Origin of the sequence: Mycobacterium sp. 23 (assembly GCF_048287075.1) — a bacterium.
Lineage (GTDB): Bacteria > Actinomycetota > Actinomycetes > Mycobacteriales > Mycobacteriaceae > Mycobacterium > Mycobacterium gordonae_B.
The window spans coordinates 147,258-164,312 of record NZ_JBLVUX010000005.1 but is presented as its reverse complement, the minus strand read 5'-3'; the positions used below and the strand labels follow the sequence as shown (position 1 = coordinate 164,312).

18 protein-coding genes and 1 pseudogene are annotated in these 17,055 nt (G+C 67.8%); 9 read left to right on the top strand and 10 right to left on the bottom strand.

Annotated elements, in window-relative coordinates; all coding sequences use genetic code 11:
* Positions 1-59: 59 nt before the first annotated feature.
* Positions 60-677, bottom strand: a complete 618-nt coding sequence (locus ACNQS7_RS02160) for a cyclic nucleotide-binding domain-containing protein (protein WP_418011230.1) — start codon at positions 675-677, stop codon at positions 60-62.
* Between the two features lie 57 nt (positions 678-734).
* Here ACNQS7_RS02160 and ACNQS7_RS02155 point away from each other — a divergent pair.
* The 4 genes and pseudogenes from ACNQS7_RS02155 to ACNQS7_RS02140 form a co-directional block, all read left to right on the top strand.
* Positions 735-1,586: pseudogene (locus ACNQS7_RS02155) on the top strand (BadF/BadG/BcrA/BcrD ATPase family protein); the annotation flags it as partial.
* A 108-nt stretch (positions 1,587-1,694) separates the two neighbouring features.
* Complete coding sequence (gene murQ / locus ACNQS7_RS02150) at positions 1,695-2,585, top strand: N-acetylmuramic acid 6-phosphate etherase (RefSeq protein ID WP_418015851.1); 891 nt, start codon at positions 1,695-1,697, stop codon at positions 2,583-2,585.
* A 25-nt stretch (positions 2,586-2,610) separates the two neighbouring features.
* Positions 2,611-2,868: a hypothetical protein gene (locus ACNQS7_RS02145; RefSeq protein WP_418011229.1), complete on the top strand. Its 258-nt coding sequence runs from the start codon at positions 2,611-2,613 to the stop codon at positions 2,866-2,868.
* Between the two features lie 86 nt (positions 2,869-2,954).
* Entirely contained in the window at positions 2,955-3,422 is a 468-nt protein-coding gene (locus tag ACNQS7_RS02140; RefSeq protein ID WP_055576675.1) for a glucose-6-phosphate dehydrogenase, read from the top strand.
* Here ACNQS7_RS02140 and ACNQS7_RS02135 read toward each other — a convergent pair.
* From ACNQS7_RS02135 to ACNQS7_RS02110, 6 genes are read right to left on the bottom strand one after another with little or no spacing between them, the layout of a single operon-like run.
* Positions 3,419-4,051: an FKBP-type peptidyl-prolyl cis-trans isomerase gene (locus ACNQS7_RS02135; protein ID WP_418011228.1), complete on the bottom strand. Its 633-nt coding sequence runs from the start codon at positions 4,049-4,051 to the stop codon at positions 3,419-3,421. The genes ACNQS7_RS02140 and ACNQS7_RS02135 overlap by 4 nt on opposite strands.
* A gap of 32 nt (positions 4,052-4,083) precedes the next feature.
* Positions 4,084-4,683: a class I SAM-dependent methyltransferase gene (locus tag ACNQS7_RS02130; RefSeq protein WP_418011227.1), complete on the bottom strand. Its 600-nt coding sequence runs from the start codon at positions 4,681-4,683 to the stop codon at positions 4,084-4,086.
* Positions 4,684-4,723: 40 nt separating this feature from the next.
* Positions 4,724-5,479, bottom strand: coding sequence for a HugZ family protein (locus ACNQS7_RS02125; protein WP_418011226.1), 756 nt, complete (start codon positions 5,477-5,479; stop codon positions 4,724-4,726).
* A gap of 39 nt (positions 5,480-5,518) precedes the next feature.
* A complete protein-coding gene (locus ACNQS7_RS02120) occupies positions 5,519-6,109 on the bottom strand; it encodes a zeta toxin family protein (RefSeq protein ID WP_418011225.1) in 591 nt (196 codons plus the stop codon).
* Complete coding sequence (locus tag ACNQS7_RS02115; RefSeq protein WP_418011224.1) at positions 6,106-6,492, bottom strand: TA system antitoxin ParD family protein; 387 nt, start codon at positions 6,490-6,492, stop codon at positions 6,106-6,108. The genes ACNQS7_RS02120 and ACNQS7_RS02115 overlap by 4 nt, the downstream gene beginning before the upstream one ends.
* A 47-nt stretch (positions 6,493-6,539) precedes the next feature.
* On the bottom strand, positions 6,540-7,112 hold the full coding sequence (locus ACNQS7_RS02110) for a hypothetical protein (protein ID WP_418011223.1): 573 nt from the start codon (positions 7,110-7,112) through the stop codon (positions 6,540-6,542).
* 208 nt (positions 7,113-7,320) lie between these two features.
* Here ACNQS7_RS02110 and ACNQS7_RS02105 point away from each other — a divergent pair, with 208 nt between their 5' ends.
* Positions 7,321-7,749 carry a cellulose-binding domain-containing protein gene (locus tag ACNQS7_RS02105; protein WP_418015850.1) on the top strand — a complete coding sequence of 143 codons (429 nt, stop codon included), beginning with the start codon at positions 7,321-7,323 and terminating at the stop codon, positions 7,747-7,749.
* Between the two features lie 216 nt (positions 7,750-7,965).
* The gene (locus ACNQS7_RS02100; RefSeq protein ID WP_418011222.1) at positions 7,966-10,761 is read left to right on the top strand and encodes a PE family protein; all 2,796 of its coding nucleotides are present in this window, start codon (positions 7,966-7,968) and stop codon (positions 10,759-10,761) included.
* 74 nt (positions 10,762-10,835) lie between these two features.
* On the opposite strand, the gene ACNQS7_RS02095 is transcribed toward ACNQS7_RS02100, so the two are convergent.
* Positions 10,836-11,606 carry an NlpC/P60 family protein gene (locus ACNQS7_RS02095; RefSeq protein WP_418011221.1) on the bottom strand — a complete coding sequence of 257 codons (771 nt, stop codon included), beginning with the start codon at positions 11,604-11,606 and terminating at the stop codon, positions 10,836-10,838.
* A gap of 192 nt (positions 11,607-11,798) precedes the next feature.
* Positions 11,799-13,061 carry a L,D-transpeptidase gene (locus ACNQS7_RS02090; RefSeq protein ID WP_418011220.1) on the bottom strand — a complete coding sequence of 421 codons (1,263 nt, stop codon included), beginning with the start codon at positions 13,059-13,061 and terminating at the stop codon, positions 11,799-11,801.
* Between the two features lie 51 nt (positions 13,062-13,112).
* On the opposite strand from ACNQS7_RS02090, the gene ACNQS7_RS02085 reads away from it, so the two are divergent.
* The 3 genes from ACNQS7_RS02085 to ACNQS7_RS02075 all read left to right on the top strand — a co-directional run bounded on the left by ACNQS7_RS02085 (position 13,113) and on the right by ACNQS7_RS02075 (position 15,834).
* Positions 13,113-13,934, top strand: coding sequence for a hypothetical protein (locus ACNQS7_RS02085; RefSeq protein WP_418011219.1), 822 nt, complete (start codon positions 13,113-13,115; stop codon positions 13,932-13,934).
* 111 nt (positions 13,935-14,045) lie between these two features.
* On the top strand, positions 14,046-14,870 hold the full coding sequence (locus ACNQS7_RS02080) for a PE domain-containing protein (RefSeq protein ID WP_418015849.1): 825 nt from the start codon (positions 14,046-14,048) through the stop codon (positions 14,868-14,870).
* Between the two features lie 100 nt (positions 14,871-14,970).
* Positions 14,971-15,834, top strand: a complete 864-nt coding sequence (locus ACNQS7_RS02075; RefSeq protein ID WP_055576685.1) for a bestrophin family protein — start codon at positions 14,971-14,973, stop codon at positions 15,832-15,834.
* A 126-nt stretch (positions 15,835-15,960) separates the two neighbouring features.
* Here ACNQS7_RS02075 and ACNQS7_RS02070 read toward each other — a convergent pair whose 3' ends face one another.
* Complete coding sequence (locus tag ACNQS7_RS02070; protein WP_418011218.1) at positions 15,961-17,052, bottom strand: DUF2804 family protein; 1,092 nt, start codon at positions 17,050-17,052, stop codon at positions 15,961-15,963.
* Between the last annotated feature and the right edge of the window lie 3 nt (positions 17,053-17,055).

The following is a 17,055-nucleotide window of genomic DNA, read 5'->3' as shown; positions in this document are numbered from 1 at the left end:
GAGGGTCCACCTGCCAGGGCACCTGCCAAGAATAAGTGCGGCGACGGCGCCGTACCCGACTATGCCTTGCTGTGCCGTTCGACCCATTGGGACAGTGCGTCCTCCGTCGCCGCCGGAACTCCGACGCCGGCAGCCTCGGCAGCCTGCTCGAACCGCTCGAGCACGTCGGCCGAAACGGTAACGTTCAGTTTCGAATGCGTCGGCCTGGGCTTGGCCGGCGGAGCCTCCGCCACGTGCCGCGCCGCCGTCGCGTCCATCGTTTCCTTCAGCGCGGGCAACTCTTTGACGAGACGCGCGAGATCGTCGCGGTCGATCCGCAACACCTCGGAGGGGCCGATTGTGGTGACGGTCGCAGAACGCAATTGCCCACGGCGAAGGACAGATTCGCCGATCACCTCACCAGGGCCCACCACCGCGACGCGGTCCTGACCGACATACACGCCGGCCTCACCGCTGAGCAGGATGAAGCAGGCGTCCGACGGCGTCTTCTCACGGATCAAGGGCCAGGGGTTGGACTGCGACGTGTGGCGTGCCGACCGGACCAGACGCTCCAGATCAGCATCGGAGAACTTCTCGAACGTACTGAATTCGCGCAGACGCCGGACATCTCGCTCGATGTCGCGCTGCAGTTCCTCGTCCTCGTCCTTCATTGCCGGCTCCTGATCGACGGTGATCATGACGTGGTGGAGCCTAACGCGATTTCGGCGCAATTCCGCCGAAGATGATCAGGAAAGATGGCCGAAAATAGGCAAGCGGCGGATCACAGTTTGAGCCGGCTGACGATCCGCCGCGTCCTATGGTCGAATTCCTCTGCGGTGGTGTGGGATTCGCCCTCAGCCCAAACCAAGGCAGGGAGGCACGTGAGGCAGCAACCGAATGGCGCGGTGATCCTCGCCGTTGACCTCGGCAAGACATCGTGCCGAGCTGCCGTTCGCGGCCGCACTGCCGTCGGGCCCGGCGCACCGGGGCTTTCGGCACCCGGCGGGGTGCGGGCCGCAGAGTCCGCGATCCTGGCGGTCGCTCGCGAACTGAGTCCGGTCGACGAGGTGGTAGTGGGTGCGGCCGGGGCGCTGACGGCACCAGATGCCGCACGGGCGTTGGCTTCCGCACTGCTGACCTCAATATCGGCGAAGCGCGTCACGGTCACCAGCGACGCCGTGCTCGCCCATGCCGGCGCGCTGAACGGCGCGCCGGGCGTCGTGCTGGTCGTCGGCACCGGTGCCGTGGCACTCTCCATCAGCGCCGACGGTACGCTGCGGACCGCTGACGGTTGGGGTCCGTGGTTGGGCGACGAGGGCGGTGGCGCGTGGATCGGCGCGGCCGGCCTACGGGCTGCGCTGCGCGCCCACGACGGTCGCGGACCGGCAACCATCCTGCTCGACGCCGCCCGCGCAAGGTTCGGCGCACCGCAGTCCTGGCCCGCGCAGCTCAACGACGCTGCAAGCCTGGCGTCCTTCGCGCCTGATGTTCTCGCCGCCCGCAGCGACGACGCCACCGCACTGGCGATTGTCAGCGCCGCGGCCGAAGCCCTCGCCGCGACCGCCCGCGCGGTCGGCGAGGGGCCGGTAGCGATGGTCGGGGGACTTGCCGGGTTCGAGTCATTGCGCGACGGGCTCGATCTTCAACCAGCCGCCGGTGACGCGCTCGACGGTGCACTGCGACTGGGCAAGATCCACGAACCGCATCTGGTCTCGATGCAGGCGGCCAGCGTCCGGCATACGCTCGACACGCTCAGCACCGAGGCTGCACAGCCTGGCCTGGACGACCTCGACACTCGGCCGATCGGCGAGGTCGTCGCGCTGCTCATCCACTCCGAAGGCGAGGCCCACAGCGCGGTCGAAGCCGCAGTCCCGCAGATCTCGGCGGCCGCCGAGATGATCGCCGCACGGCTGGAGAAGGGCGGCCGGCTGTTCTACACCGGCGCGGGGACACCCGGGCGGCTCGGTGTGCTGGACGCGGCAGAATGCGGACCGACGTTCGGCACCGACCTCGTGCGTGGCGTAATTGCCGGCGGGCCAAGGGCTTTGACGGACGCGATCGAGGGCGCCGAGGACACCTTCGATCCGGCCGATCTCGCCGCGCTGACAGCCGCCGACGCCCTCGTCGGGATCACTGCCTCCGGTCGCACGCCGTACGTGCTGGGCGCGCTCGGGTACGCGCGATCGCTTGGTGCGCTGACTGTCGCGGTGGTCAACAATCCGGGCGCCCAGGCGTCTGCCGACCTGATGATCGAAGTGCTCACCGGCCCGGAGGTGCTGGCGGGCTCCACGCGGCTGACCGCTGGAACTGCACAGAAGGTGGTGCTGAACGCGCTGTCGACGAGTGTGATGATCGCGCTTGGCAAGGCCTACGGACCGCGGATGGTCGATGTGCGGGTGACCAACGAGAAGGTGCGACGCCGTGCGGTACGAATGGTCCGCGACGCGGCCGGGGTCGACGAGGATGTCGCAGCGGTCGCCTTGGAGGCCGCCGGAGGTCACGCCAAGACCGCGATCGTCGCGCTATTGGCCGGCGTCGGCGCGGCCGAGGCGTCCATCCGGCTGAACCGGGCGGGTGGCCGTCTGCGCGATGCGCTCCGGAATTGAGACGAGGCTGGATAGAGTTACCGCCGTGAACAAGCTCACGGTTGCATTCCTGGCCACCGCCACCGCTGCGGCGCTGCAGTTGGCGGTCGCGCCCTCGGCTAGCGCGAACATCTGCCCCGCCGCCGAAAACGGTGCCTCGGTCAATCTTGCCGACTGCCCGATCGGCAGCATCGCTGCGGCGGACGCGTTGGACGAGGCGCGACAGCGCTGGCAGGGTCGGCCGCCGTGCTACACCCGTGAGGGTGTGCCGTACTACACACCTGGCGACGCACCCTGCGCCTGACGCGGTCAGCCCATCCCGACCGAACCCTGTACCCAGCTGAAACTTCGGCGCACAATTGGGGTGTCCGTTTGATCTGGGGAGCCGCGATGAGCGAGCCACTGTACGACTTTTTCGGCGAAATCTTCCGCCGGTATTTCATCCCCGCCATCGACACGTATCCGCGGAAGGGACGCGCCCTCGTCGGGAAGTTATTGTCGCTGACTGACGACGTCCCGGACCGGCTGGCGCAGAGCCGCTGCGCCGCAGTTGCGTGGGGGAGGGCCGAGACCCCTAACGCCAGAATCGCCTCAGAACTGTTCGTCACCACCCAGCACGGACTGATGTACGCTGCCCGGCTGACCGAGTCGCGGCGGGCGCTGTATTACCTGGCAACACCGCACGGGCTGTTCGATTCGTTCGTCGACCAGGTCGACACTGCCGAATTGCCATCAGAAACAACGGTTTTGGTGGACAACCGGATGGAGCGCGACCTCGCGTCGGCTCATCCGATGGACGCGGCACTGCGCCGGATCCTCGACGAGCACCTGGCCCTGCGGGTGGATCTGCCGGTCTAGCTCGAGGCGCTGAGGATCTTGATGGCGAAGATGAGCGTGTCGCCGGGCCGTATGCCGGCACTGGGCTGACCGTCCGGATAGCCGTCCGCCGACGTCATGGCGACGGCGACCGTCGAACCGACCTTCTGGCCCGCGATGGCCTTCTGGAAGCCGGGCACGACACCGGTGAGCGGGAAGTCAACCGGGGCACCGCGTTCGTACGTCGTGTCGAACACCGACCCGTCGCGCCCGTTGACGCCCATGTAGCAGACCGAAACCCGAGCCGTATTGGAGACCACCGGACCATCTCCGGCGCGCAGGGTGTGCACCTGCGTCTGAGCGACACTGAACGGCGCCGTGACGGTCACCCGCGGTGCGGTCGCATCCGTAGAACCGGTCACCGCGACGCTGCCGGTGGTGCCGGCCAACGTCCACTCGGGCGTGCCGCCATTCTGCGGCGCGACCGTCGGGCAGGCGCCGACGTTCGCCGCTGTGGCGGGCGCGGAGGGGCGCGTGTACAAGTCGGAGATCGACGCCGTACTCGACGACGAAGACGACGTGTTCGTGGGGGAGCCGCACGCGGTGACCGTCAGAAGTGAAGCGGCGCAGGCGGCGAACGCGAGGGTCGGAGACACCCGAGAAAGATTCACCGCTGCCACGGTACAGAAGTCGCCTTGAACGCTCACCGAAGGATCGCGACGAGGAAGTCCGAATCCTCGCCGAACGGTCGCAGGTCCCAGGTGGACAGCAACAGGTCCGGCGTCAATCCAGCTTCCTGCGCGTCGTCGAGGAATTCGCCGAACTCGTAGTTGCGACCGGCGCCGAAGCCGATCACCGCTCGCCCGCCACCTGCCAGATGCGCACGTAAGCGGGCCAGTACACGGACCCGGGTACTCGGTGCGAGAAAGGTCATGACATTGCCCGCGGAGACGATCACGTCAAACTTTTCGGTGATGCCGCGTGCGGGCAGATCGAGTTCGGCCAGGTCGGCCACCAGCCAGCGCGGCCCGGGATGGTCCTGTTGGGCAGCCTCGACGAGCACCGGGTCGACGTCGACACCGACGACGTCGTGTCCTAGCGAAGCCAGATACCCGCCGATGCGTCCCGGGCCGCACCCGGCGTCGAGGATGCGCGCGCCGCGCGGTGCAAGAGCATCGACGAGGCGAGCCTCACCGACCAGGTCATCGCCGGCGCGCGCCATGGACCGGAAGCGTTCGACGTACCAGTGCGAGTGCCCGGGGTCGGCCGCGACCTTCTGCATCCAGAGACTCTGATCCGTCATGCAGTCATTGTCTCAAGCGTCATCGGGGAACCGCCGGCGATCACCTGACTTGCGCGGCCCGCGCCAAGTCTGCTGTCGCCGAACGCAATTCATCAGGGGAGTTCAGTGGCGACGGAAATTCCACCCGAGCGCGCGCCTCTCCGCGCGCCGTGTGCACCCGCAGGTGCAGGCCGTAGCGGTCGATGCTGACGCACTCCGCGGATTCGGTGTCCGGATAGCCGCCGAAAGCTTGGGCCATGTGGACCAGGGCGTCTGCATGGTCGGCATTGAGATGCGCGATGGCACGCGCCGATCCGAGCGTTACCGGATCTGGCGAGGCAGCATCATATTGCTCGCCGGTGACCGACTCCATACGGCCGTATCCACCCACCCACCGCGCACGCTGGACTTTGAGCAGCCACAGCGTGAAATCGGTGAAGTCCACATAGGAGTCGGCGCCCGGCACCGCATCCAGGTATGCCTGGCGAGCCGCGTCCACTTCCGGAGCCGCGGGACGCGTGACCGTGCCGGCCAAGGTGACGCGGGCGCCGGCCAACGGGTCGTTGTCGCCGGTCGGCGCCACGATCGACAGGCTTGCCCTGGGGTCGGCGGCGAGATTGCGGCCGTGCTCGGCGAGGTCCGACACGCAGAGAACCGGTGTCCCCCCGAGTAGTCCATAGGCCACCAATGACGCCCACGGGTCGCCACCGGCGGTCAAGGTAGCCAGCGTCGCGGCGTTCGTGGCGGCGGCGATGGTGCGCGCTGCTTCCGCCGCCGACGGAGCACGTCCGGAGTCACCCAGCCCTCGAACGGTCACGGATGTGAGGTTACGCGTTCGAGCTCGCCGGCCGTCGGGTCATCGTTTGCCCTCCACCGGCCAACGGGCCAACAGATCCGGCGGTGCCCACCCGGGCCAGGTCGGGGCGCCGACGATGAACCCACCCGCCAGTTGTGCCACGATGCGCGGCCCCCGAATACCGCTGTTGTCGTAAAACGTCGCCGAGTCCGCGCGGGCCGCCGCCTGGGCGACCAGCGTCCAAAGTCGCTGATAGCGCTGACGAATCTTGACTTCGGGCACCGTGTGTCCGCCCGCTGCGACGCGGTGGTGTACCCGAAGTACGGCAAGTTCCTCGGGGATCAGCACCGCATGAACAACAACCGTATAGCCGCCGGCATGTGCGGCGTCGATCAGTTCGAGCTTGGATGGGTGCGAGAAGACGGTCTCAGCAATGAACGAGACGCCTTGTTTGATCAACAGCGCCCGCGTTCGTGCCGCGATCCGTGCGGCCTCATAGGCATGACCGGCTGCATCATCGGGCCAGCGCTGCTTGGCGATCTCATCCGCATTGACGACGACGCCGCCCGGCAGCAGGGGCGCCAGCGTCAGCTCGACGAAGGTGGACTTGCCGGCACCGTTGCACCCGACGACCAGGTCAAGTCGATTCACCGAGCGTGCAGCACCGTCGAAGTGCCATCGGGATGGTACTGCAGCAGCTCCCCGTCATCATTGAGCGCCACGGTGGTGATCCCGCGCGCCGCAAGCGTTTTGCCGTAATCGGTGCTTGCCAGATTCTCCTCGATGGCGGCCGCGATCTCGGCGTTGAACACCACGCCTTCTTCGGGGGTCAGGTCGCGCAACGGCGTATCACCGGCCAGCGCGGACTCCACCTTGCGGCGGGCCGCCGTCTGCTGAGCGGACACGGCTCGGCCGACGCGGGCCCAGTGATCGAGCTGCTGCTTGGCCGAACGGCTTTGACGCGCGCCCTCTGCTGCGGCGCTGTCCATCAGGTCGGCGGCAAAGCGCGTAACCCGGTCTGCGGAGTTAACCATGGCGGCACCTCACTCGTGTAGCAGTATGCAACTACCGTAGCAAATTGCTACCCCGCCGGTCGCACCGAGCGGCGGTCAGGCAACACCAGGAGAGCGGCCAGCAAGAAGCACAGCGCACCGACGAAGGTGCCGATGTTGGCCAGCCAGGCGTCCTCGGTGACACCCTTCTTGGTGATGAAGGCGCCGACTGCTGAGATGCCGAACGCGATCGAGCCGACCATGTTTGTCCACTCTGCCCACCATTCGCGCGACTTCGGTCGAAGAAATCCCATCGAAAGAGTTATCGCCGCAACGCCCAAGACGCCGCTTACCAGGAAGGCCACCGACCCCGCCGCATCGGGCCCCCAGACGAAGTGCCGGCGGGAGGGGAGTCGATGCGCCCACAACGCTGCCGCCGTGCTGACGTTGAAGCACAGGGTGCCCACGAACTGTGTTGCCGCCGAGAGCCATTCAGCTCGTATGGTCGGCGTCGCCCATGTCCGGCCCGCGGACGGTCGGCTGAGCCACAGTTGGATGAGCGCCGCGCTAGTGAAGAACCACGCGCCGACGAAACACAGCAGGTTGGTGGCTCCGGCGCCGCCCACCAGGGCGAATCCAGGTGCCGTGCCGATCGCGAACAAGGCCGAACCGATCGCGAACAACCAGCACTGGCTTCGCAGCAACTCAGACTTCACTGTGTTCCCGTTCGCACTCGTCGGCGGACTTCGCAACGGCTCCGCGCTGGCCTATCGAGGCGAAGATTTCATGACGGTTTCAGTTGAGCAAAGGTACCGCAGCTTACCCCGTGGCGAGGGCCGGCAAGGACCGGCGGGCTTTAGCGTTGACAGCATGGCCGGATTGGGCAATCGCGTGAAGCGTTGGCGCGCAGCGCTGCACGTGACCGTGTCAGCGCTGATGGTTGCCGTCGCGGCACTCGCGGTCGCCCCGACAGCTCATGCGGCCGCGGCCATGGCCACGCTGAGGGTGACATCGACGTGGCAGACCGGTTTCATCGCCAGCTTCACCATCACAAACATGAGCATGGCGCCGCTCTCCGACTGGAGGCTCGATTTCGACATGCCGGCGGGGCAGTCCGTCATCCACACGTGGAACAGTTCCGCTGCGCAATCCGGCACGCACTGGATTATCACCCCAGCAAACTGGAATCGCGTGATCGCACCCGGCGGTACGGCCACCGGCGGTATGCGAGGTGTGTTGAGCGGTACTTACACGGCGCCGTCGAATTGTGTTCTCAATGGCCAATTACCTTGCACCTGAGGCAACTTCCTACGGGGGGTAAGGCCGCCGGAAGCAACTTCATCTGGTTGTAGTGAGAAACAGGTTGGCCGGCGCCAGTGCGTCCGCGCGACAACTGTACGCGGGACCGACCGCCGCCAGACGACGTCCGATTAAGTAGCCGATTACTGAGGCCGGCCGCGCCGCACGGGCGGATGCTGGGTTGCGCTGGTCTCGCTACTCGATGGAAGGACGGTCATGCCGTACGTGCTGGCGGTTCCCGAGGTCGTGGCGACGACGGCCGCGGACCTGGCGACTATCGGTTCGACTCTCGAGGCGGCGCAACGAGCCGCGGCCGCGCCGACCTTAAGCGTGCTGCCCGCAGCCGGCGATGAGGTGTCCGCGAGCATCGCGCAACTGTTCTCTCGTTACGCGGAGGAATATCACCAGTTGGCGGAGCGAGCGGCGGCCTATCACGCCCAGTTCGCCCGCGGGTTGAGCGCAGCCGGCTCGGCGTACGCGGCCGCGGAGGCGGCCAATGCCTCGCCATTACAGTTCCTCGAGGACGCCATTGTCGGTGCGATCAACGCGCCCGCCAATTTGTTGCTAGGACGGCCCCTGATCGGCGCCGGTACCAACGGGGCGCCGGGTACAGGACAGGCCGGCGGACCCGGCGGGATCCTGTGGGGCGACGGTGGTAACGGCGGGTCGGGGGCGCCCGGACAGCCGGGCGGCCGCGGCGGAGATGCCGGGTGGTGGGGCAACGGTGGAATCGGCGGGGCCGGCGGGGCGGGCGCACCCGGGATGGCGGGTGGGGCAGGCGGCAGCGGTGGGAACGGCGCGAACTCCCCGTTTCTCACACTTCTCGGCCAATCTTTTGTGGGCGGCGCTGGTGGGGCAGGCGGGGCCGGAGGCAGCGGCGTCGGCTTTGGCATGGCCGGTGGCGCAGGTGGCACCGGTGGGACCGGCGGTGCGGGCAGGATTGGCGGGGCCGGCGGTCCGGGCGGGCTCGGCGGCGGCGGTGATGTCGGGACTGCCGCAGGGGCGCCCGGCGGGGTCGGCGGTGTGGGCTATGCAGGGGGTGCCGGGGGCGCCGGCGGGGTCGGTGGTGTCGGTACCGTCGCGGGCGGGGCCGGTGGTGCAGCCGGCCACGGCGGCAACGGTGGCGCCGGAGGTGCTGGTGGTTCCGGGGTGGGATTCGGCGTTGCGGGCGGGGACGGCGGCGCCGGCGGCGCCGGCGGCGACGCGGGTGTCGCCGGCCGCGGCGGCCAGGGACCAGATGCATCTATCGCGTTCCGCGTTAACGCCACGTATGGGCCGTCGGGCATGCCCTCCGCCGGCGGCGACGGCGGCACCGGCGGCACCGGCGGCGCCGGTGATCACGGCGCCAACGGCGGCGCCAGCATCAACGGCGGTCCCGGATTCGCCGGAGGACGCGGCGGCGACGGCGGTGCGGGTGGCGGCGCCGGACCTGTCCCAGACGAAGTTCCGGCAGTCCCGTCCGGAACGCCGGGTAACGGCGGGGTCGGTGGTACCGGCGGCGCCGGCGGTAGGGGCGGTAGTGGGGGCGCCGGTGATACCAGTGGCGGAATCGGGGGCAGCGGCGGCACGGGCGGGGACGGCGGGGACGCCGGTCTGGGCCACTATTATCGCTCGAGCCCTCACGCGATAGCCGGCAGCGGCGGCGACGGCGGCAATGGCGGTAGCGGCGGCACTGGCAGCGGCAGCGGACGCGGTGGTGATGGCGGCAACGCGGGCGCCGGTGGCACCGGTGGCGGCGGCGGTGACCGCTACTTCAACGCCGGCGAGGGAGGCACCGGCGGCGAGGGCGGCACCGGCGGCGAGGGCGGCACGGGGGGCATCACCGGTAACGGCGGCTCCGGCGGCGCCGGCGGCACCGGTGGCCACGGGGGCACCGGTGGTGACGCCTCGTTCGGCGCGGGCGGTGTCGGCGGCAGCGGCGGCGACGCCGGCCGTGGTGGCGATGCCGGCAGTGGTGTCAGCTGGGGCGACGGCGGCAGCGGCGGCACCGGCGGCACCGGCGGTGACGGCGGCAGCAGTGCCGACACCGGTGGTGCAGCCGGCGCAGGCGGCCGCGGCGGCACGGGCGGTAACTCCGGCGCCGGCGGAGTCAACGGCGCAAGCGGCGCTGGCGGCAACGGCGGGAACGGCGGCGACGCCACCTACTTCCAGGGCGGCACCGGGGGCAATGGTGGCGCCGGCGGCAATGCCGGCACGGCGGGCGCCGGGGGCACTTTCCTGAGCCCCGTCGGCGGTACCGGCGGGAAAGGCGGCAACGGCGGCCACGGCGGTGCGGGCGGAAACTACGCCAGTCCCTATAACGGCGATGAGAGCACTCGGTTAGCCGGGCCCGGCGGCGCCGGTGGCAATGGCGGCGACGGCGGTGACGGAGGGTCCGGCGACCTGGTCGCGACTGGGGGAGCCGGCGGCAGTGGGGGGAACGGGGGGACTGGCGGTCACTACAGTTCGGCCGGCGGCGGAGCTGGCGGTGCCGGTGGCATCGGCGGTACCGGCGGTTCCAGCACTGGTGCCGTCATGCTGAATACCGGGGGAGCCGGCGGCGGCGGCGGATTGGGCGGCGACGGCGGCGCAGGCTCTGACGGTACCGATTGGGCCGCAGCCCGTGGCGGCGGTGCGGGTGGGTCCGGAGGCCTCGGCGGGACCGGAGGCGCTGCGGGCGGCGCCGGGCCGACGGGTGGCGACGGGGGCATCGGTGGCACAGGCGGTCGCGGCGGAACCGGCGGCGACGCTGTATTCGGCTCCGTCGCCACCGCCGCTGTGGGCGGCACCGGCGGGCACGGCGGAACCGGCGGTGGTGGAGGCGACAGTACCGGCGGCGGCACCGGCGGCAGTGGAGCTGCCGGCGGCCAAGGCGGAGACGGCGGTAACGGCGGCACCGGACCTGCCGGCGGCGCCGGCGGACCCGGCGGCACCGGTACCACCGGCAACGCCGGCGACGGACCCAGCGGCCCCGCAGGCGGCGCCGGCGGCGACGGCGGCGACGGCGGCATCAGCGGCGCTCCGGGCTTATAGAGCCGTCCACGGGAGAAATATGGCCACCGTTGCGCGCCGGTTCGAGCCGTGTTTCGAGGACGTCGCGGGTGTCGTCAGCCGATCGGTCGCCATGCGCCGACAACCGCTTCCCGGTACCAGCCCGCCCGATCGCGGACCTGGACCCCGATCCGGTTTTGCGCGTTGACCCGGCTGTCAAGGATGTGTTGATCATCGATGTAGATCACCGTGTGCGAGGCATGGCCGGCATCTCCGTTGGGGTGCAGATATAGCAAATCCCCGGGCACAAACGGGCCCTCTTTGGGGATGCGGCGACCCATCGGGCCAGCCGTCCCGTCCGCCTGCCGGTGAACGTCACCGCCGAACTTGATACCGAGGCCGTAGTTGTAGACCCACGCGGTGAAATTCGAGCAGTCCAAGCCTTTTCCGGCATCCCACGCCGTTGGCCCGTGCGGGTCATCGGTGTCGGGATTGTCCGCGGCCGCACCGGTATACGTCGAAGCCGACGGGTCCCAACCGGGGATGTGATGGTGACGGTACTGCAGGCCCAGTGGGTTGCCGGGTGTGTAGATGTAGCGCATGGCGACGGCGAGAATTCGTTCCTGCTTCCACGTTGTGGAACCGCACTGCGCGCCTTCGGGGATTGCCGGTGTGGGCAAGGTGTCGGCTGCTGGTCCCCACCCGTGATTCAGGTAGTGGCCCTCGGCGTCGGTCCGATACCACTCGGCAGCAGGCTCGTGAGACTGGGGAAGTCCGTCTCGGGCGGCGAAATCTGCCGTCAATGAGGTCCACGTGCAGGAGAACGGGTATGACCACTCGCCGCCTCGGGCCAGGCCTGCGGGCAGACAGATTGCGGTCGCTGACATCGCGACACAAAGCGCAGCCCGTATCGAGAAGAAGAGTTTTCTCCGATGCTTCAACGGACCCTCTGCTTTGTCGAGCGATCACCTGACGAGCCAGATGCTAACGCGCAAAGCGATCCGCGCCTACGCGATTGCGGCTGCGTGAGGTTGGCGGCGCGCATTAGCCTTGCTGAATGAAGGCGAAAGGCGTGCGAACTACGACGATCGCGGCAGCGCGCTACCTTTGCGCCACTCGTCCCAGCTGAGCGTCCAGTCGCCGTTCTGCTCGATCTCCAGCGGCGGCCCACCCGTGTTGTGCACTTCCACGACGTCGCCCGGCACAGAGAAGCCGTAAAACCATTTGGCGTTGTCGCCGTTGAGGTTCAAGCAGCCGTGAGAAGTGTCGGTCTTGCCTTGAGCCCAGACCGTCGAATCGAGCTGATGCAGATAGATACCGTCAATACTGATCCTGGTGGCGTAATTGATCGTCTCGCGGTATCCGAGCCGGGAATTTCTCGGCAGACCGAACGTCGAGGAATCCATCACCACCGGATTTCCTTTGTCGAGCACGGTGTAGACACCAGGGGGAGTCCAGAACGACAAAGTCCGCCCACCGACGGTCTCGGTGCCGCCCATCCCCATGGAGGTGGGCATGGTCCGAACCAGTTTCCCGTTGTCGAATACGCTCACCAGCTTGGTCGCGTCGTCGGCAATAGAGACGTGCGCATCGCCGATGCGAAATGAAACCCGGCTGTCCTCCTGCCCAAATATGCCACCGCCCAGCGCAATACCGTAAATCTTGGCGTCGGCCGTCACCGTGGTGCCGGGCGCGTAGTAGTGTTCGGGCCGCCAGTGGGCATTTTGGGAGTTGACCCAGAACCAGGATCCCGGCACGGGGGGATTGGTGGTCACCGCCAGCTGACGTTCGGCGGCGGCCCGATCAGCGATCTGCTCATCGAAGTGCGCGACGAGGACTGTTCCGACCCCGTAGGTGCCGCCATCCCGCAACGTAGCCTCTGAGGTCGTCGTGAACGAGACCTTGGTCTGGTTGGACGGCCGTAACGTGGAGAAGGACGAAACTTGGGAGTTCTCAACGTTGTTGGTCCCGCGGCTGGTGACATTGAGGGTGTAGGTGTGGGCGTAGCCGAGCGGGCCCGTCGGTTTCCATACCGTGTTATCTGGCGTCATGACGCCGTCGACCGGCTTGCCCGCATCGTTGACCATGCGTACCGCGACCAACGTTCCCGTGTCGGCCTTGACCTGCACCGGCGTGGTCGGCTGGACATCATGCGCATCCGGACCCGGCGTGATCGTCACCTGCGCCGGCCCCTTCGGCGCGTCGCCCAGTGGATGGCGCGCAGAGCAGGCCGGCGCCGCGACGCCGAGCACTCCAAGCACGACGAGCACGGAAAGCAAGTGGCGCCGCCGCCGGCCAGGAAACATGTTGGCTGTCACCGCAAATGAATTAGCCAGCGGCATGGGGCTTCAAACCGTTGCGTAACTCACCCGAAGGCGAGGGATCATGGGCTGGTGCCCGACGACGAGCTGGAAAACCTGTACTGGGTCCCCCCGGATCAGTTCACTGCCGAACGCACAAAGTTGTCCGCAGCGGCTAAACAGCGGGGCGACGCCGCTGCGCGCAAACGGATCTCAGCGGCCCGCAAACCCACCACAGCGGCGTGGATTGTCAACCGGTTGATCATCGGAAGTCGGGAGGCACGGCTCCGCCTGGCCGAGCTGGGTGACAGTCTGCGCACCGCGCATGCCGCGATGGACGGCGGGCACATCAGGGAGCTGTCCGCCCAGCAACACCATCTCATCAACGAATTGACCGAAGCCGCCTTCGATGCGGCAGAGGTGACAAACGTGTCGTCGACGGTGCGTGACGACGTCGCGGGCACGCTGCAAGCCGCGATCGCCGACCCTGAGGTGAGGGCGCGCCTGGGCCGCCTGGTCAAGGCCGAACGTTGGTCAGGTTTCGGCGACGTCGGCGACAGTGCGGCGGTGTCAGCGACCGCCGGACCTAAGCGGACCGCGCCGGCGGCCAAACCATCCCTGTCGAAGACGCCGCAGCGCGACCAGCGAGCCGAGGCTGTCAGGCGGGAGCGGGAGAAGTTGACGGCAGCGGTAGCTGCCGCTGAGCGGGCAGCGACGCAAGCCGACAGTGTGGTCTCCGACCGGCGAGCCGAACGTGAGGCGGCCCGCACGCGCCGTGACGAAGCTGCGGCAGCCCTGAACAAGGCGGAGCGCGCGGTGGCCGACGCTGAGAGGAACTACGAAAAGGCCCGCCGGGCCGGCCACGAGGCATCGCAGGCGCTGAAAGAGGTCAAGGCCCAGTTGAAGCGGACGTAGCGCTCGCGTCGGTGCGATGCGCCTACTCAAAGCACGAACAGTCCGCGGTGGCCTCCACTACCCTGAGGGGTCATATCGGGCTGATCGATGGCAGGGGAGAAGTCATTGTCTGTGGTGAACCCGTCCCTCAATGTCGCGCCCGAAGTGGTGGCGGCCGCGGCCCAGGATGTGGCGGGCGTCGGCGCGGCGCTCGACCAGGTGTACGCGGCGGTGGCGCCGGCGACCACATCGGTGCTAGCCGCGGCACAGGACGAAGTGTCCGCGGCGATCGCCGAGTTCTTCTCCGGGCACGGGCAGGCCTTCGCGGCGCTCGGCGCGAAGGCTGCGTCGTTTCAGAACCTGTTCGTGCAGGCGCTGACCAACGCCAGCCAGCAGTACACGGCCGCCGAGACCGCGATCGTCGGCCACCTGCAGGCGGCCACCGCCGCGCTGCACCTACCACCGATCTTCGGCCCGCGGCCGGTGCCCTCCTCGGTGCCGGTCGACCCCTCGCTGTTCGCCGGCACCTACTACGAGCAGGGCAGTGTCAAGCAGTTCTTCTCGCTGGGCCTCGTCAACACGAAAGCGACGTACAGCCTCAACCCGGACGGCACGATCCGTGTCCAGAACTCGGGCAACTACTTCTTCAACGGCGGCCCGCTGTCGGCGATTACCGGGTCCGCGGTGCCGCTCAACGCAACCAACACGGCGCTGGACGTCAGCTTCCTGCCGTTCAAACTGCCGTTCAGTCTCAGCGCGCCGACGGGCAACTACATCATCGTCGCGCGCGCCCCGGACTACAGCTGGGTCCTGGTCAGCGATCCCACGGGATTCAGCGGTTACGTGCTGACGCGCAGCCAGTTCATTCCGGCCCCGCAGTACGAGCAACTGGTAGGGGAGTTGGTCTCCCACGGCGTATGGGGACCGATCACCCCGACGAACCAGTACGCATCCTGAGCGTCCGGCGTGTCACAGGTCAGGGAGCTCATCGTCCTGTGTCAAATTAACGCCGGAGATCGCCAACGAAACCACTAATCCCAACTACGCGAAATTGATTATGATTCAATACGATTCGCACAAATGGCTGGACCACTTTTTTGACATCCGCGGTTCGCTGGTCCGGGAGATCATCGGTCGAGTCTCCCTCTGCGTCGCCTGGTCGGCGGCGGTCGTCGCCTTTCACAACTATGTCGCACCAGTCGGCATGCCCATCCAGCTGCACACACTGATGGGCCTCGCCCTTGGTCTCCTTCTCGTTTTCCGCACCAGCTCCAGCTACGACCGATTCTGGGAGGGGCGCAAACTATGGGGGGGCATCGTGAATGAAACACGGAACCTCGTCCGCAGCGCCAGCGTATACATCACGGCGGATCCAGCGCTGGTCGCTCGACTCACCCGATGGACAGCCGCCTTTCCGTGGGCGGCCATGCACAGACTGCGCGGTACCGAAGGCCTCGGGCCACAGATCAACGAGCTTCCGCCCGCCGAGGCACAGGCGGCGATGGATGCACAGCATCCCGCTCTCGCTGTCGCCGCCAACATGTCCGGTTGCCTGCGGGAGGCGCGCGAGCGCGGCCTGATCTCTGACATCATGCTCACGTCGATGGACCAGAACGTTCAGCTTCTGGTCGACTATCTGGGCGGCTGCGAACGAATTCACAAAACGCCGATGCCCTTCGCTTACGCCGTTCACCTGCGCCGAGCGCTTGTGCTCTATTGCTTTACCCTCCCTTTCGCCATGGTCGATACCTTCGGTTGGACGACCATTGTCGACGTCCTGATCATCGCTTACACATTCTTCGGCATCGAAGAAATCGGCGTCGAGATCGAAAGCCCGTTCGGGGACGATGCGAACGACCTCCCCCTCGAGGACATCTGCGAGACGATCCACAAAAACGTTTACGCCCAGGCGGGCATCTGATCGCGGCGGAAGCATCCGGGCCCACGAACTATTCGCACCCGGCCAGCACCGCTGACTACGGCCTCCGAAGCGCCGTTGGACTCAAGCCACGTGCAGCGGTGGCGCCCACTCCCGCGCTGCCTTCATTCAAACGCGGATGAACTTCTGTTCGCCCATGCCGAACATGCCATCGACCGAAAGGTCGACATCGTCGGTGTGGATGCGTCCCTCGTACCAGCCGAAAGGGCCGTAATACTCGGCGAGCGAGCGGCGCGGGCCGGCGTGCAGCTCGGAGCGGACAGTCGGCGTGAACCGCACCTCGACCTGCCCCGACCTGTCGGAATCCCGCACCACCCAGGTACCCCAGGGCCCGTCGGGCCGCTCTACGTGGACGGCGGGCAGGCGGTGGACCCGGTCGCCGAGCCAGACCGCGTTCTCGTTGTAGCGCTGGGGGTCGCACACCTGGTTGTCGGTCAGGTTGAAACCCTCGATCCGGCCCTCATCGCTGCGGCGCACTGCGGTCACCCAGTCGTAACGCATAGGCGAGGGGTAGTCCCCGTGATGGTCGTCGAGGATCATGAACGAACGGTTGGGGTCGAGAACTGTCTGCTCGGCGCCGACGCGGAGCGTGCCGGCGAACGGCATCATCGTTTTGTGCGAGTACAGCGCACGATCGTCGGCGAAGGGGTGACAGATCACCAGGTGGCCCGCCTCTCCCGGTCCACAGCGCCCGGCGCCGTGCAGTTCCAGCGGCGGCAGCGCACCGCGCCCAGGGTGGCTGGCGTCCACCGCGACTAGGCCCGCGTCCATCTCGTTGGACACCTGCAGCGAGAAGCGTCCGACGTGACCGTGGGACCGGGTGTGGTCCAGGCCGCGAGCGACGTGCACCATCGAGGTCGGCACCTTCTGTTCCCACCGACGGATCGTGGCCGCCTGCTTGTCGACGACCAGCACTTGCAGCAGCGAGATCGACTTCGTGTCGTACACGGCGCCAAGCACGAATATCGAGTCGTCACCGAGCTGGAATGCCTCCCACTCCTTGAGGCGGGCGCTGCGCGCGGCGCGCTGCAGGCGACCAAGAGCACCGGTGGCCGTGACCACGTCCAGTGGGTTGATCCGTGCGATCCGGCCGTTGTAGGTGCCGAAACGGTAGCGACCGTCGAGCACCAACTGGTCGGGCGGCGGCTCGAACGTGCGCACCAGGCCGGACGGGTCGGTCGGCAGGGTCTCGTTGTCCACCGC

What these genes read in the sequence shown, in the direction of transcription:
- ACNQS7_RS02140 (WP_055576675.1), top strand. Translation starts at nt 2,955, where the DNA reads ATGAGCGAGCCACTGTACGACTTTTTCGGCGAAATCTTCCGCCGGTAT.
- ACNQS7_RS02095 (WP_418011221.1), bottom strand. Translation starts at nt 11,606, where the DNA reads ATGTCAGCGACCGCAATCTGTCTGCCCGCAGGCCTGGCCCGAGGCGGC.
- ACNQS7_RS02160 (WP_418011230.1), bottom strand. Translation starts at nt 677, where the DNA reads ATGATCACCGTCGATCAGGAGCCGGCAATGAAGGACGAGGACGAGGAA.
- murQ (WP_418015851.1), top strand. Translation starts at nt 1,695, where the DNA reads ATGCAGGCGGCCAGCGTCCGGCATACGCTCGACACGCTCAGCACCGAG.
- ACNQS7_RS02100 (WP_418011222.1), top strand. Translation starts at nt 7,966, where the DNA reads ATGCCGTACGTGCTGGCGGTTCCCGAGGTCGTGGCGACGACGGCCGCG.
- ACNQS7_RS02105 (WP_418015850.1), top strand. Translation starts at nt 7,321, where the DNA reads ATGGCCGGATTGGGCAATCGCGTGAAGCGTTGGCGCGCAGCGCTGCAC.
- ACNQS7_RS02130 (WP_418011227.1), bottom strand. Translation starts at nt 4,683, where the DNA reads ATGACGGATCAGAGTCTCTGGATGCAGAAGGTCGCGGCCGACCCCGGG.
- ACNQS7_RS02075 (WP_055576685.1), top strand. Translation starts at nt 14,971, where the DNA reads ATGATTCAATACGATTCGCACAAATGGCTGGACCACTTTTTTGACATC.
- ACNQS7_RS02115 (WP_418011224.1), bottom strand. Translation starts at nt 6,492, where the DNA reads ATGGTTAACTCCGCAGACCGGGTTACGCGCTTTGCCGCCGACCTGATG.
- ACNQS7_RS02090 (WP_418011220.1), bottom strand. Translation starts at nt 13,061, where the DNA reads ATGCCGCTGGCTAATTCATTTGCGGTGACAGCCAACATGTTTCCTGGC.